Source organism: Leifsonia sp. NCR5, from assembly GCF_002105485.1.
GTDB lineage: Bacteria > Actinomycetota > Actinomycetes > Actinomycetales > Microbacteriaceae > Leifsonia.
Genome location: NZ_NCSR01000013.1, coordinates 97,335 through 111,462, shown reverse-complemented (window position 1 = coordinate 111,462; position 14,128 = coordinate 97,335). Strand labels below are relative to the sequence as shown.

The following is a 14,128-nucleotide window of genomic DNA, read 5'->3' as shown; positions in this document are numbered from 1 at the left end:
TCCAGGCGACCTTCTGGCCTGGGAGCGGCGCCGGCGCGCGGAGCGGACCTCAGCGCGCCGCGCGGCGCCGCGGCGCAGCGGAGCGGGGCGGGGCCGAGCGCATGTGGTCGCGGACCGCTCCCAGGATGCGTGCGAGCGCTTCGACGTCTGCCCGGGAGAGGGGGTCGTAGAGCAGCTCGTCGAGCACGGCGATGTGGCCGGGGAAGACGCGGGAGAGGACGTCGCGGCCCGCGTCGGTGATCGTGACGGTGGTGCTGCGTTCGTCGTCGGCCGATGGTGCGCGAGTCACCAGTCCGCGCTCGTCGAGCACCTGTGCCTGGTAGGTGAGGCCGCTGCGGCTATAGACGACGCCGTCGGCGAGGTCGGTCATCCGGTGGCTGCCCGTCGGGGAGTCGCCGAGGCGTGCGAGCAGCTGGAACTGCACGTAGCTGAGGTCGCCGGCTTCGCGCAGCTGCTGTTCGACCGCGTGGCGGAGCAGGCTACTGACCTCGATGAGCGCGAAGTAGGCACCCAGCTCGGTCTGGTCGAGGGAGCGGGGCGATTCGGACATGCGGCAACTGTAACAGTTGCTACGAAGTCAAAGTAGTTGCTACGAACTCGAAGCAGTGCTATCGTCCCTCATGTGCTTCGGATTCGAAGCAATCAACGAGAGGACGATAACCATGAAGGCAGTGCGTTTCCACGAGTTCGGCGGACCGGATGTGCTCCGCTACGAAGAGGCGGACCGGCCCGTCGCCGGAGAGGGCCAGGTGCTCATCCGGGTGGCCGGCTCCGCGGTCAACCCCGCGGACAGCGGCATCCGGAGCGGCACGCTGCCCTTCCCGGTGACGCTGCCGCACGTCCCCGGCTACGACGTCTCAGGGACGGTCGAGGAGCTGGGCGGCGGAGTCACCGGTTTCCGGGTCGGCGACGCGGTCGTCGGGTTCCTCCCGATGGGGGAGGACGGCTCCGCGGCCGAGTATGTCGTGGCGCCGGCGGCCGTGCTCGCTGCGGCTCCCTCGCGGATCCCGCTTCCGGATGCGGCAGCGCTGCCATCGGTGGCGCTCACGGCCTGGCAGGCCCTGTTCGACCTCGCCGACCTCCAGGGCGGTCAGCGTTTGCTGATCGTCGGAGCCGGGGGAGCGGTCGGCGGATACGCCATCCAGCTCGCGAAGCGGGCGGGAGCACACGTGATCGCCACGGCCAGCCCGCGCAGCAGGGCGAGTGTGCTGGCGGCCGGAGCGGACGAGGTGATCGATCACACCGCATCCGGGATCGTCGAGTCGGTCGGCGAGCCCGTCGACGTGCTTCTCAACCTCGCGCCGATCGGCGAGGAGGAGTTCGAGGCGCTCGTTCCGCTGGTGCGCGACGGCGGCATCGTCGTCGCGACGACCGCGTGGATGACGACGCCGGGCGACGACACCCGGGGTGTGCGCACGGCCGGAGTCTTCGTCGAAGCCAGGGCGGACCAGCTGGCGCAGCTGGTGGCACTCGTCGACAGCGGAGAGCTGGCCGTCGAGGTCGCCAAGCGTGTTCCGCTGAGCGAGCTGCCGGAGGTCGCGGCCGGGGAGATTCGCGGGAAGGTCGTCGTGGTTCCGCAGTGACGGGAGAACGGATGGTCAGCGGCGGGCTGGTGACGCCAGCCGCCGCGCCGCCTCCACCACGAAGCGGCGCCGTGCCGCGCGCTCAGCCTGGTCGTCCGGGCCTGCACCGGTGATCATCTCGGCCAGCTGAGGCACCGTCTGCCACCACGCCGCCAGTGCGATCAGGGAGAAGACGAGGTGAGCGGGATCGATCGCCTGGTCGATCAAGCCGTCACGCTGGGCGGCGGCGAAGCGAGCCACCTTCTCGCGGTAGTGCTCCGTGCGCACCTCGGCGTGGGCGGGCGGCCCGGACTGCAGGCCCTCCCACTGCAGCAGGCGGCCGAGCTCCGGATGCGCCGAGTGGTAGTCGTAGGTCGCACCGGCGAACTCGCCGATGTCGTCCAGCCCGGCCCCGGTGAGGGTGACGGCGGCGGACAGTCGCTCCAGCTCGGTGGTCAGCACCAGGTTCCAGAGGGCCTCCTTGTCGCCGAAGTAGCGGTAGAGCCTCTCCTTGTTGACACCGGACCGGGAGGCGATGGCGGCCACGGTCGTACCCTCGAAGCCGTGTTCGGCGAACTCGACGAGAGCGGCGTCGCGGAGTCGGCGCTGCGTGCCGTCGGTGTCCCATGCCATCCTCACAGAATACCAACTCATGGGTTGGAGATGAGCCGAATGGGGTTAGAATCCAACCACACCGTTGGAGTTGGAAAGGAAGCATCATGACAGACATCGACCGTCTCCCCGAAGCGATCAGGCCGCCGGACCCCGGGCTGATCGCGCTCGTCACCGGAGCGAACAGCGGCATCGGATTCGAAACCGCGCGACACCTGATCGGTCTCGGCGTGACCGTCTGGGTCGGAGCACGCGACCTCGCTAAAGGGCAGACAGCCGCCGCCGAACTGGGCCCGTCCGCGCACGCCGTGCAGCTGGATGTGACGGACCCGTCATCGGTCGAGGCGGCTGTGAGCCAGGTCGGGTCGGTGGACATCCTGGTCAACAACGCGGGCGTGAACCCCGGCGGGGAGGACATCGACGGCACCAGCATCGAGCAGTTCCGCGTCGCGTACGAGACGAACGTGTTCGGCCTCATCGGCGTTACGCAGGCGTTCCTCCCCGCGCTGCGGAGGTCGGAGCACCCGCGCATCGTCAACGTGTCCAGCGGAACGGGATCGCTCACCTGGAACAGCGGCCAGAACCCCCAGTTCGACTGGGAGCGGGTCAAGGGCGGCGGGATCGCGTACCGGAGCTCGAAGACGGCCGCCAACGCCGTCACGCTGCTCATGGCTCAGGCGCTCGGCGAGAGCGTCAAGGTGAACGCCCTCGCGCCCGGGCTGCGCCGTACCAATCTCGTCGCCGGGATGTCGGTCGGCGGAGACCCGGCGGAGGCTGCCGCGGGAGCCGTGCGGCTCGCACTCCTCCCGGACGACGGCCCGACGGGAGCGCTCTGGTCCTGGGACGGCACCCGCGTTCCCTGGTAGCCGAAGCCCCGGCCGGCACGGCCCCGTCAGGCCGGGGGCACCGCCGACAACCGTGTCGCGACAGCGGCAGCGAACCCGGATGCGACCATCGCCACCTCGAAGCCAGCCACGGCCTCCAGGTGCCTGGCCATGCGCAGCGGACCGGCATCCACGGGGGCGGTGCCGAGCTCGCGGGCGAGCGCGATGACGAGGGCGGCGGCCTCTGCGTCGTCGGACGCGATGAACGTCTGCGGCGGCTCTGCGCCAGCGGGGGACGGGAGGGCGAGGAGTTCGGCGTACACGGTGTTGAACGCCTTGACCACGCGCGCACCGGGAGCGGCATCGGCGATCCGCTCGGCGAGGGACGGGCCGCCGGCGTATCGGCTCTCCCAGTGCGGGGGATCGAGCGGGTTGCCGAGGTCGATCAGCACGGCGCCGTCGAGCACCTCGCTGAGCCCGGCGACCACGTCGACCGCCACGGGATCGTGAACGGCCACGATGACCACCTCGCAGGCCGCAGCATCCCGGTATCCGGTGCCGTGCGCATCCCCGCCGATGTCGCGCGCGACGGCGGCGGCGCGCTGCGCGTCCCTGCTGCCGATCACGGCGGTGTGCCCTGCCTGCACGAGGCGGGCGCCGATGGCTCTGGTCATCGGGCCGGTGCCGAGGAGTCCCACGCGCATCCCGGTCACTCCTCGTCCGCGATGACGATCTGCACGCCGGCAGCGCGCAGGCGTTCCAGCTCGGCGGGGTCGGCCGAGCTGTCGGTGATGAGCAGCTCCATCTCGGCGGCGTCGGCGATCTGGGCGAGCGCGACGGTGCCGATCTTCGACCCGTCGGCGACGACGACCGTGCGCTGGGCCTTCGCGACCATCGCGCGGTTGGTCCGAGCCTCCGTCTCGTCGTGCGTGGTGACGCCGGCGGAGGCGCTGACGCCGTCCGCCCCGAGGATGGCGGTGCCGACGTTGACGGCGTTGAAGGTGCTCTCGGCGAGGGCTCCGACGAGTTCGAGGGACTCGGGGCGCAGGAACCCGCCGGTCATGGCGAGCCGCACGCCCGCGTAGCCGGAGAGCAGGTTCGCGATGGTGAGCGAGTTGGTCACTACGGTGATGTCCCGGTGGTTGGCGAGGGCCCTGGCGACGCTCGCCGTCGTCGTGCCGCCGCCCAGCGCGACCACGTGGCGCTCCGACGGCAGGCGCCGCAGCATCGCGCGAGCGATGGCACGCTTCGCCTCCTGGAACCGGGTGTCCCGCAGCACGACGGGGAGTTCCCTGCGGCGCTCCAGCGCTGACGCTCCTCCGTGGGTGCGCAGCAGGAGGTTCTGGTCGGCGAGGTCGGAGAGGTCCCTGCGGGCGGTGGCTGCGGAGATCCCGAGCGTGTCGGAGAGTTCGGTCAGGCCGATGGTGCCGTGCTCGGTGACCAGATCCAGGATGGCCACCAGCCGTTCGGCGCGCCGTCCCGTGGTGACGCGGGCGATCAGTGACTCGGTGGTCGGAGGGAGCATGGTCGCCCCTTTCAGCGTCGGCGGTGAAACGATCACTCGTTCTGAGCACTTTATTCGCGATTCGCTCATTCTGTTGCGCAGAGTTGACACAGTACCGCAGGATCGCTCCATGCCACAGATTGTCTTCCTCGGCGCAGGTAGCGTCGTCTTCACCCGCCAGCTGCTCGCCGACCTCTACCGGTTCGACGACCTTCCGACCCTGCGCATCGTGCTCCACGACATCGACGAGGAACGCCTCGAAGTCGCCCGCGGCACCGCAGAGCAGGTCGCGGCCCGCTTCGGCCGCGAGACGGAGATCGTCGCCACGCTGGACCGCCGTGCGGCGCTGGCCGGCGCGGACTTCGTGATCAACATGATCCAGGTGGGCGGCATCGCAGCCACCCGCGTCGACCTCGAAGTCCCCGCGGCGGCCGGACTCCTGCAGACGATCGGCGACACCACCGGCGTCGGCGGGGTCTTCCGTGGCCTGCGCACGTTCCCCGTGCTTTCCGGCATCGCCGCCGACATGACGGAACTGTGCCCGGACGCCTGGTTCCTCAACTACACCAACCCGATGGCCATGAACGTCTGGTGGATGTCCGTGGTCGCCCCCGGCATTAAGACCGTCGGCCTCTGCCACAGCGTCTACTGGACGGTCCACGACCTCTGCGAACTCATCGGCGTGCCGATGGAGGGCACCCACTACCGCGCGGCCGGCGTGAACCACCAGGCCTGGCTCGTCGAGTGGTCGCGCGACGGGGAAGACCTCTACCCGCTGCTGCGCGCGGCGATCGAGAAGGACCCGGAGCTGCTGCGCCGCGTGCGCGTCGAGATCTTCCGCCGCATCGGCTTCTACCCGACGGAGACGAGCGAGCACTCGTCCGAGTACCTCGACTGGTTCCTGCGGTCGCCGGAGCAGATCGAGCGCTTCCGGCTGCGCCCGCTCGAGTACATCGGCATCTCCGAGGATAACGTCGCGGAGTTCGAGCACGCGAAGGCGGCGCTGGCCGTCGGAGACGACCTGGAGCTCGAGGAGGGTGCTGCGGAGTACGCGCCGCAGGTCATCCACTCGATCCTCACGGGCACCGAGCGCATCATCCATGCGAACGTCGTGAACCGCGGTCTCATCGACAACCTGCCGGAAGGCGCGGTGGTCGAGGTGCCGAGCCGCGTGGATGCCGACGGCGTGCATCCCCTGCCGTTCGGCGCCATCCCGGTGCAGGGCGCAGCGCTCAACCGTACATACCTCTCCGTCGCCGAGCTGGCGATCGAGGCGGCGAAGACGGGCGACCCCGAACTGGTCCGCCGTGCCGTGCTGACCGACCCGAACGCGTCGTCGTCGCTGACCCCCGAGCAGATCTGGGAGCTCTGCGACGAGCTCACCGCGCGCCACGCATCCTTCCTCCCTGTCGCTCTCGGCGGCACATTGGAAACCTCCCTGTAACAAACAATCACAACGAGTGAGCGATATGCGCATTGTGATTGTCAATCGCTCACTTGCCATCAAGGATGAAGCCAGCGCGCACCGTCGCGCAGCACCACCCATGACCCACAGGAGCAACTCGTGTCACTGACGTCCGTCGAAATCGCCAGCCAGCCGGCCATCTGGCGGGAGGCCATCGAGAGCAGGTCCGCCGTCGCGGACGAGCTGCTCGCCCTGCCGGGCTCGCGGGTCCTCGTGCTCGGCTGCGGCACCAGCGCCTTCCTCGCGGAGTCGTACGCCGCGCTGCGTGAGCGCGCCGGACTCGGTGTGACGGACGCCGCGTACGCGTCGGAGCCGTGGCCATGGCGCGACTACGACGCCGTCGTGCTGCTCAGCCGCTCGGGCACGACCACCGAGGTGATCGAGGCGCTGGACATCATCCCCGAGGGCGTGCGCACCATCGCCGTGACCGGCGTGGCGGACTCGCCCCTCGCGGCCAGGGTCGACGATGTGTTGCTGCTCGACTTCGCCGACGAGAAGTCGGTCGTGCAGACGCGCTTCCCCACCACCTTCCTCCTGCTCGCGCGGCACGCGCTCGGCGAGGACGTGTCCGGCCTGCCGGACGAGGTGGATGCGCGCCTCGCCGCCCCGCTCGGCATCGAGACCGGCGCCCTCTCCCACTTCGTCTACCTCGGCAGCGGCTGGACGTACGGGCTCGCCCAGGAGGCAGCGCTGAAGATCAGGGAGGCCGCGCAGGCCTGGTCGGAGTCGTACCCGGCGCTCGACTACCGGCACGGACCGCTCGCGGTGGCCGACGAGCGCTCGATCGTCTGGATCCTCGGGGATGCGGAGCCGAGCCTGGTGGCCGACATCGAGCGCACCGGGGCCCTGGTGCGCACGTCCACGGGCGACCCGCTCGTCGAGCTCGCAGACGCACAGCGCCTCGCCGTCGCGATCGCCGAGCAGCGCGGACTCGACCCGGACAACCCGCGCCTCCTGACGCGCTCCATCGTGCTGGGCTGACAGAGCGTCCCCAGACCCGAACATCCCGAACAGCAGAACTCGAGAAGAGGAACCGACGATGATTGCTCCACTCACGAAGCGGATACTCCGCACCACCGGCATCCTGGCGGCGGCAGCAGTGGTGACCGCTCTGGCCGGATGCAGTGGCTCGCAGGGAGCGACCACTCTCGACACCAAGGCCAAGGTGACCATCCAGGTGTGGTCCGGTCAGTCCGACGCCGCGGAGAAGATCGTCGAGTCGCTGGCGAAGGAGTTCGAGAAGCTCCACCCGAACGTCAACGTGGACCTCTCGCCCGGCGCGTCGTCCACCGACCAGCTGCTGCAGAAGCTGTCCGCCGGATTCGCGGGCGACCAGTATCCGGACATGTCGTACGCGTTCGGCTCGTGGGCCGGCCAGCTCGAATCGTCCGGGCGCACGCTCGACATCTCCGCCGAGGTGAAGAAGCCGGATGTGAAGTGGGACGAGTTCACCGAGGCCGCTCGCGGCACGGCGCAGCCCAGCGGCAAGAAGGTCATCGGGTTCCCCGCGGTCGTCGACAACATCGGGCTGCTCTACAACAAGACCCTGTTCGACAAAGCGGGGATGGCCTATCCGACCAAGGACTGGACCTGGGACGACTTCCGCGCCGCGGCGAAGAAGCTCACCGACCCCGCGAACCACGTCTACGGCTACGGATACTCCGTCTCCGGCAGCGAGGAGACGACCTGGCAGTTCTGGCCGCACCTGTGGCAGAACGGCGGCAGCATCCTGAACGACGCGGGCACGAAATCGGAGTTCGCGTCAGCCGCCGGTGTCGACGCCCTCACCTTCCTGCAGTCGATGGCCGTCGACGACAAGAGCGTCTACCTCGACCAGACGGACACCAAGTTCGGGCAGCTCTTCACGAGCGACCGCATCGGGATGATCACCTCCGGCCCGTGGCAGCTCTCCGACCTGAAGACCGGCGGCACCAAGTACGGCGTGGTGCAGCTGCCGGGCACGGACGGCGACCACCAGACGGTGTCCGGCCCGGACATCTGGGCCCTGTTCGACCACAAGGACAAGAACCGCGCATACTGGGCGACCCAGTTCGCGCAGTGGCTGACCTCCGCCGAGCAGGACGAGCGCTTCAACGTGGCCCTCGGCAACCTGCCGCTCCGCTCCTCCGAGGCTGACTCGGACGCCGTGAAGAAGGAAGCGGCCGCCTTCCCCGGCTACGAGGTCTTCGTCGCCAACTCGGCGAACGTGAAGAACACGCGCCCCACCTCCACGGGCTACGCGGCGCTCTCCGTGGCCATCGGCAAGTCGATCTCGAGCGTGCTGCAAGGCGACGGCGAACCCAAGAGCGCCCTCGAACAGGCTGCGAAGACCGCCGACCAGGCGCTGAACAAGAAGTAGCGGGGTCTCGTTCATGACAGACAGCACCGCACGAACGCTCGGCCGGCCGGGTGCGTCCTCCGACGCGACCCGGCCGCGCCGGGCCAAGCGCCCTGGATTCACCGCCTCGCTCACCGGGTGGGGGTTCGTCGCCCCCGCGACGATCATCATCCTCGGCCTCTCGATCTTCCCGGCGCTGTGGGCGTTCGTCCTGTCCTTCCAGAGCTGGGACGGCTTCAGCGAGGCCACCTGGGTCGGCGGCGAGAACTACGCGAACCTCGTGGCCGACGCCGACTTCGGCAACTCCGTCCTCAACACGCTCGGCTTCACGCTGCTGTTCGTGCCGGCCTCGGTGCTGCTCGGACTGTTCCTCGCCGTCGCGCTCAACCGCCGAATCCGGTGGATGGGGTTCTACCGCACAGCGATCTTCGTCCCGTTCGTCGCATCGGCGGCCTCCACCGGCATCCTCTCCACCTACCTGTTCAGCCCGCAGTTCGGACTGGTCAACAACATCCTGAGGGTGCTGCACCTGCCGCAGCAGGGCTGGCTCGACGACCCGCACCAGGCCATGCTCGTGATCGCGATCATGTCGCTCTGGGGTTCCGCGGCGTTCACCACCGTGATCTATCTGGCCGCGCTGCAGGATGTGCCTGCCGACCTCATCGAGGCGGCGCGCATCGACGGCGCGAACCCGTGGCAGACGTTCTGGCGCATCGTCTGGCCGCAGCTGGCCCCCGTGACGGTGTTCGTCTGCATCTGGCAGACCATCCAGGCCATCCAGCTGTTCGACCTGGTGTACACCACCACGCGCGGCGGGCCGCTGGATGCGACGAGGACGATCGTCTACTTCCTCTACGACAAGGCGTTCCACGCCCTGCAGTTCGGCTACGGCTCGGCCGCCGCGTACGTGCTGTTCGCGGCCACCCTGCTCATCACGATCGGCGTCGTGATCTTCCAGCGGCGCCGCGGTTCGGAGGCGTTCTGATGGCGACGATTCTCGACGAGGTCTCCCAGGCCTCCGATCAGGTGGCGAGGGACACCACGCGCGGCGCAGGCAAGCGCACGAAGATGAGCGGGTGGCACTTCGTGCTGTTCCCGATCGCGATCCTGTTCCTGGTGCCGTTCCTGCAGATGGCGCTCGCGTCGTTCTCCCCGGCCAAAGAGCTGGTGGCGTTCCCTCCGCCGTTCGTGCCGTCGCACTTCACCATCGACGGCTACGTGAAGCTGTTCGGCCAGACGGACATCCTGCTCTGGCTCGGCAACACGGTGATCGTGTCCGCGACCGCGATCGTCTCCAACATCGTGCTCTGCTCGCTGGCCGGATACGGCTTCGCCCGGCTGAAGTTCGCCGGGCGCAACTTCGGCTTCCTGATGATCCTCGCGACCATCATGATCCCGACGCAGCTGCTGATGATCCCCACCTACATCCTGTTCGCCAAGCTCGGACTCCTGAACGGGCTCGGCGCGGCGATCGTGCCGTGGCTGGCGACCGCGTTCGGGATCTTCCTGATGCGGCAGTTCTTCCTCAGCCTGCCCGCCGAGCTGGAGGAGGCGGGAGCCATCGACGGCTGCAACCGCTGGCAGATCTTCTTCAGGATCGTGCTGCCGCTCGCCCGTCCAGCGCTCGCCACGCTCGCGATCTTCACCCTGCTCGGCGCTTGGAACGACCTGGTCTGGCCGCTCATCGCGATCAACAACCAGTCGTCGTTCACCCTGCAGCTGGGCATCGCGAACTTCCAGGGAGCGCACCAGACGGACTGGAGCCTGATCATGGCGGGCAACGTGATCGCCACGCTGCCGCTGATCCTGTTCTTCCTGTTCGCGCAGCGCCAGTTCATCGCGACCATGACGTTCTCCGGGCTGAAAGGGTGAGCGCCGGGCATCCACCGGTCGATGTGCTCGTGGTGGGGGACGCCAACCCCGACCTGCTGCTCACCGGCGACACGGTTCCCCGCTTCGGCCAGGCGGAGCAGCTGCTCGACTCCGCCGACCTGCTGCTCGGCGGCAGCGCGGCGATCGTGGCTTGCGGGCTGGCGAGACTCGGGATGCGCACGGCACTCGCCGCGGTGGTCGGCGACGACCAGTTCGGTGCGTTCGTGCGCGATCGGCTGCGCGAGGCCGGCGTGGGCGACACGGCCGTCGCGACGGATCCCGCCGTGCCGACCGGGCTGTCCGTCGTGCTCTCCGAGCCGGGCGACCGGGCGATCCTGACGCTTCCGGGCACCATCCCGTCGCTCACTCCGGAGGCGGTCCTTGCCGCGGTCGCCGCGCTGCGCCCACGCCACGTGCACGTCGCGTCGTACTTCCTGCAGCCGGGCCTCGCCGCCCAGCTGCCCGCCCTGCTCGACGACCTCGCGGCGCAGGGCATCACGGCCAGCATCGACACGAACTGGGACCCGGCGGAGAACTGGCACGGACTCGCGGACGTGCTCAGCCGCGTCGCGGTCTTCCTGCCCAACCGCGAGGAGGCACTCGCGATCGGCTCGGCCGTGCTGGGGCATCCGGTTACCGACCTGGGCGTCGCGGCCTCCGGGCTGTCCGCGCTCGGCTGCCGGGTGGTGGTGAAGGCCGGAGCGGACGGCGGGATCGCGTTCGACGACGGCGAGGAGTCCGCGACCGCCCCCGGACTCGTGGTGGAGGTCTCCGACACGACGGGGGCGGGCGACAGCTTCGACGCCGGCTACCTCGCGGCCATGCTCGGCGGCGTGGCGACCGAGGAGGAGCGACTGCGCTGGGCCGCTGCTGCCGGATCGCTGTCCGTGCGCGGGCGCGGAGGGACGGGCGCGCAGGCGACCGCCGCGGAGCTACGGGCGGCGCTCAGCTGAGAGACCCCCACCGCTATGCTCTGGCCATGCGCGCTGACGACTGGGTGGGGGAGCTGCAGGAACTCGGGAAGCCGGAATGGCCCCGATACCTCGAGGAGCATTCGGGGCTTCCCGGTCCCCGCGCCAACCTTCCGCTGGCGGATGCGGTCGCGAAGGTCGCCGATCGGGAGGCGGTGGCGGTGCTCCTCGCATCGGGCGGCGAGTATCCGGTGATGTGCGCGGCCGCCGCGCTGGGCGCGCGCGCCGATGACGCGGCCGACGAGAAGGCGGCGCGCGAGCTGGCGGCGGACGAGCGGTGGCGGGTGCGCGAAGGCGTCGCGATCGGGCTGCAGCACCTGGGCGACCGGGCCCTGCCGGAGCTGATCGCGATCGTGCGGCGGTGGGTGGAGGACGGCGACCCGCTCGTGCAGCGCGCAGCGGTCGCCGCGCTGTGCGAACCGAGGCTGCTGCGCGCGCCGGAGGCTGCGGCGGCCGCCGTCGACGCCTGCCGCACCGCGACGGCCGGCCTCGCCGCCCTGCCGGAGGACCGCCGCAAGCAACCGGATGCGCGGACCCTGCGGCAGGCGCTCGGCTACTGCTGGAGCGTCGCGGTCGCCGCTGACCCCGGTGCGGGCATCCCCGCCTTCCTCGCCCTGGACACCGCACACCCGGACAGCGCGTGGATCGCGGCGGAGAACCGGAAGAAGAAGCGGCTCGCGTCCCTACTGTCGTCCGCTTCGACCGGTCACTGACCGCGGCCGCGCACCAACGCCTCCGCGCCGCTCTCGAACCAGGCGCCTGCCGCCGGGCCGTCGTTGCACTGGCCGTCGCTCGTGCCCGGATGCTTCACCCAGAGCAGGGCGTCGAGCTTGGACGTTGGGGATTGCGTGATCTGCGGGTTCTGGCCGAGGGCTGCGCCCGGAGGGTTGCACCAGCCGCCCGTCCAGCCGTTGCCGTTCCGGGAGACGTCGATGACGAAGTGCTTCCAGCCGACCCTCGACGACAGTTTGCCCGCATACGTGCGCTCGGACTGCGTCGTGTCGAAATTGGAGACGTTCGTGAAGAAGCCGGTCGCCTGCGCGATGCCGGCCGAGGTGAGGTATCCCGCCTGCACATCCGGGGTCAGCCAGCGGGCGTTCCCGCCGTCCAAGTAGGTGCTCAGCCCGGCGGCGGCCAGAATCCCGACGGCCGAACGGATGAGGGGCAGCCTCACGTCGGCGAGCCCGGCGCATTTCGCGCTCGGCAGCATGGAGAGTGAGTCCGGCTCGATCAGGACGACCGCCCTGCTTCCGCTGAGCGCTGCCGCAACGCGGCGGTTCCAGTCGAGATAGGTCGCCGGCGTGAGGCCACCCGCGGAGTAGCCTCCGCAGTCGCGATCGGGCACGGCGTATGTGACGAACACCGGGGTCGCCCCCTGCGCGGCCGCGGCCTTCAGATGCCGCTGGATCACGGTGTCCAGCATGGCCGGGCTGTACCACTCACCCAGCCAGACGGCCGTCGGCTGGCTCGCGATCTGCTCGATCATGGCGGCGGTGGCGGTATCGCCGGAGGCCGTCAACCGATCGGCCACCCGGCGGGCGTCGCTGTACGGGTCGAGGTAGAGCCGCTTCCCGAACGCAGCGGTTGCGGCGGACGGGGAGGGAGACGGCGTCGGTGCAGCGGTCGGCGACGGAGAGGCCGATGCCGTCGACGCCGTGGCCGCGCGGGGCGCCGACGGTGTCGCGAGTGTCGTCGCCAGCGCGGCCGCAGCGACGACGGCTCCGAGGAGGATCCCGATCGCTGTGCGCATACCGGGAACTATCGGCCGCATCCCGCGACCGGTCACGCTTTTCCGCTGACGGGCCAGGATCGGTCACCGCGCCCGGCGGCGACGGACGAGGCCGAACACGATCAGGGCCAGCCCCACGACCAGCAGGATCGGGCCGACGGTTCCCCAGAGCGGCGACCCGCTCATCGCCGAACCGCGCAGCACGTTGAGCCCCTGCAGTGTCCACACCAGTCCGACGATGCCCAGGATCGCGCCAGGCACGACGAACGGCCAACTGCGTTTCATGAGGCAACTGTAGACCGGGCGAGCCCGTGTGTCAGCGGTCTCGCCCGGTACGCCGGCCCGCTCAGCCGCCGAGCGCGCCCAGCACATCCAGTTCCGCCAGGCGGGCCGGGTCGGCCAGCACGTCGAGGCCGACGATGCGGTCCCCGACGATGTCGAACGCCATGATCGAGGCGACCACGCCGTTCAGCACGGCGGCGACGCCCGGTCGGCCGCCGATCACGATCGGCGTGGAGTGCGCAGCGAGGCGGCCGGAGAGCACGGCCTGCTCCGCGATGGACTGCGCGCCCTCGACGAGCTGCGTGCTGGTTCCGTAGTCGGCGCGGAGCACCGCTCCCGTGTCGAGCAGGGAGAGCAGCGCGGTGAGGTCGCCGGTGCTGGCGGCCGTGAGCCACGCAACCACCACCTGCCGCGTACGCCCGCGTTCCGGATGCGCCGGCTCCTCCGCACCGCGCACCCGGCGCCGTGCCCGGGAGGCGAGCTGCCTCGCGGCGGCGGGCGTCTTGTCGAGCACCGTCGCGATCTCGTCGAACGACTGGCCGAAGACGTCGTGCAGCACCAGGGCGATGCGCTCGGCGGGGGACAGTGTCTCCAGCAGGACCAGCAGCGCGGTGCTGATGCGGTCGCTCTCCTCCGCCAGCTCCGCGGGGTCGAGCTCGACGGCGACGGGCTCGTCCCGCCACGGTTCGACCTGCCAGGAGCGTTCGCGCAGGCGGCGCGGGGCGCGCAGCATGTCGAGGCTCACCCGGGAGACCACCGTGGTCAGCCACGCCTCCAGATTGTCGATGCCTGCGACGTCCGTGCGTGCGAGTCTGAGCCAGGTCTCCTGCACGGCATCGTCGGCGTCTGCGTCGGAGCCGAGCAGGCGGATCGCGATGGCCTTCAGCCGCCGCCGCTCGGTCTCGAACCGCCTCGCCAGGAATTTCTGGTCGGTCATGTCACATCTCCTCGGTCGTGATCGTCGGTATG

The 14,128-nt window shown here is 70.0% G+C and carries 16 protein-coding genes; 9 read left to right on the top strand and 7 right to left on the bottom strand.

All coding sequences use genetic code 11. The annotated features are described in order from the left end of the window. Window positions 1–49: 49 nt before the first annotated feature. Window positions 50–550 (bottom strand): MarR family winged helix-turn-helix transcriptional regulator, encoded by a 501-nt coding sequence (locus B7438_RS12475; protein ID WP_085369922.1) that lies wholly within the window; start codon window positions 548–550, stop codon window positions 50–52. A 112-nt stretch (window positions 551–662) separates the two neighbouring features. On the opposite strand from B7438_RS12475, the gene B7438_RS12470 reads away from it, so the two are divergent. Next, window positions 663–1,583, top strand: a complete 921-nt coding sequence (locus tag B7438_RS12470; protein ID WP_179150809.1) for an NADP-dependent oxidoreductase — start codon at window positions 663–665, stop codon at window positions 1,581–1,583. A gap of 15 nt (window positions 1,584–1,598) precedes the next feature. On the opposite strand, the gene B7438_RS12465 is transcribed toward B7438_RS12470, so the two are convergent. Next, window positions 1,599–2,195 carry a TetR family transcriptional regulator gene (locus B7438_RS12465; protein WP_085369921.1) on the bottom strand — a complete coding sequence of 199 codons (597 nt, stop codon included), beginning with the start codon at window positions 2,193–2,195 and terminating at the stop codon, window positions 1,599–1,601. Between the two features lie 86 nt (window positions 2,196–2,281). On the opposite strand from B7438_RS12465, the gene B7438_RS12460 reads away from it, so the two are divergent. Further along, window positions 2,282–3,040 carry an SDR family NAD(P)-dependent oxidoreductase gene (locus B7438_RS12460; protein WP_085369920.1) on the top strand — a complete coding sequence of 253 codons (759 nt, stop codon included), beginning with the start codon at window positions 2,282–2,284 and terminating at the stop codon, window positions 3,038–3,040. A 26-nt stretch (window positions 3,041–3,066) separates the two neighbouring features. Here B7438_RS12460 and B7438_RS12455 read toward each other — a convergent pair whose 3' ends face one another. Both B7438_RS12455 and B7438_RS12450 read right to left on the bottom strand, forming a co-directional pair. Further along, entirely contained in the window at window positions 3,067–3,702 is a 636-nt protein-coding gene (locus B7438_RS12455) for an NADPH-dependent F420 reductase (RefSeq protein ID WP_085369919.1), read from the bottom strand. Between the two features lie 5 nt (window positions 3,703–3,707). Continuing rightward, a complete protein-coding gene (locus B7438_RS12450; RefSeq protein ID WP_085369939.1) occupies window positions 3,708–4,523 on the bottom strand; it encodes a DeoR/GlpR family DNA-binding transcription regulator in 816 nt (271 codons plus the stop codon). 109 nt (window positions 4,524–4,632) lie between these two features. On the opposite strand from B7438_RS12450, the gene melA reads away from it, so the two are divergent. From melA to B7438_RS12415, 7 genes are all read left to right on the top strand, one after another. Further along, the gene (gene melA, locus B7438_RS12445) at window positions 4,633–5,946 is read left to right on the top strand and encodes an alpha-galactosidase (RefSeq protein WP_085369918.1); all 1,314 of its coding nucleotides are present in this window, start codon (window positions 4,633–4,635) and stop codon (window positions 5,944–5,946) included. Between the two features lie 120 nt (window positions 5,947–6,066). Continuing rightward, complete coding sequence (locus B7438_RS12440) at window positions 6,067–6,948, top strand: SIS domain-containing protein (protein WP_085369917.1); 882 nt, start codon at window positions 6,067–6,069, stop codon at window positions 6,946–6,948. A gap of 58 nt (window positions 6,949–7,006) precedes the next feature. Beyond that, entirely contained in the window at window positions 7,007–8,326 is a 1,320-nt protein-coding gene (locus B7438_RS12435) for an ABC transporter substrate-binding protein (RefSeq protein WP_085369916.1), read from the top strand. A gap of 13 nt (window positions 8,327–8,339) precedes the next feature. After that, on the top strand, window positions 8,340–9,290 hold the full coding sequence (locus B7438_RS12430) for a carbohydrate ABC transporter permease (RefSeq protein ID WP_085369915.1): 951 nt from the start codon (window positions 8,340–8,342) through the stop codon (window positions 9,288–9,290). Next, a complete protein-coding gene (locus B7438_RS12425) occupies window positions 9,290–10,177 on the top strand; it encodes a carbohydrate ABC transporter permease (RefSeq protein ID WP_085369914.1) in 888 nt (295 codons plus the stop codon). The genes B7438_RS12430 and B7438_RS12425 overlap by 1 nt, the downstream gene beginning before the upstream one ends. Continuing rightward, a complete protein-coding gene (locus tag B7438_RS12420; RefSeq protein WP_085369913.1) occupies window positions 10,174–11,130 on the top strand; it encodes a carbohydrate kinase family protein in 957 nt (318 codons plus the stop codon). The genes B7438_RS12425 and B7438_RS12420 overlap by 4 nt, the downstream gene beginning before the upstream one ends. A 26-nt stretch (window positions 11,131–11,156) precedes the next feature. Continuing rightward, complete coding sequence (locus B7438_RS12415; RefSeq protein ID WP_085369912.1) at window positions 11,157–11,861, top strand: PBS lyase heat domain-containing protein repeat-containing protein; 705 nt, start codon at window positions 11,157–11,159, stop codon at window positions 11,859–11,861. On the opposite strand, the gene B7438_RS12410 is transcribed toward B7438_RS12415, so the two are convergent. From B7438_RS12410 to B7438_RS12400, 3 genes are all read right to left on the bottom strand, one after another. Beyond that, window positions 11,855–12,898 (bottom strand): glycoside hydrolase family 6 protein, encoded by a 1,044-nt coding sequence (locus B7438_RS12410; RefSeq protein ID WP_256922009.1) that lies wholly within the window; start codon window positions 12,896–12,898, stop codon window positions 11,855–11,857. The two genes, B7438_RS12415 and B7438_RS12410, sit on opposite strands and share 7 nt — an antisense overlap. Window positions 12,899–12,961: 63 nt before the next feature. Beyond that, on the bottom strand, window positions 12,962–13,162 hold the full coding sequence (locus B7438_RS12405) for a hypothetical protein (RefSeq protein WP_085369910.1): 201 nt from the start codon (window positions 13,160–13,162) through the stop codon (window positions 12,962–12,964). Between the two features lie 61 nt (window positions 13,163–13,223). Continuing rightward, window positions 13,224–14,096, bottom strand: coding sequence for a sigma-70 family RNA polymerase sigma factor (locus tag B7438_RS12400; RefSeq protein WP_085369909.1), 873 nt, complete (start codon window positions 14,094–14,096; stop codon window positions 13,224–13,226). Window positions 14,097–14,128: the final 32 nt, after the last annotated feature.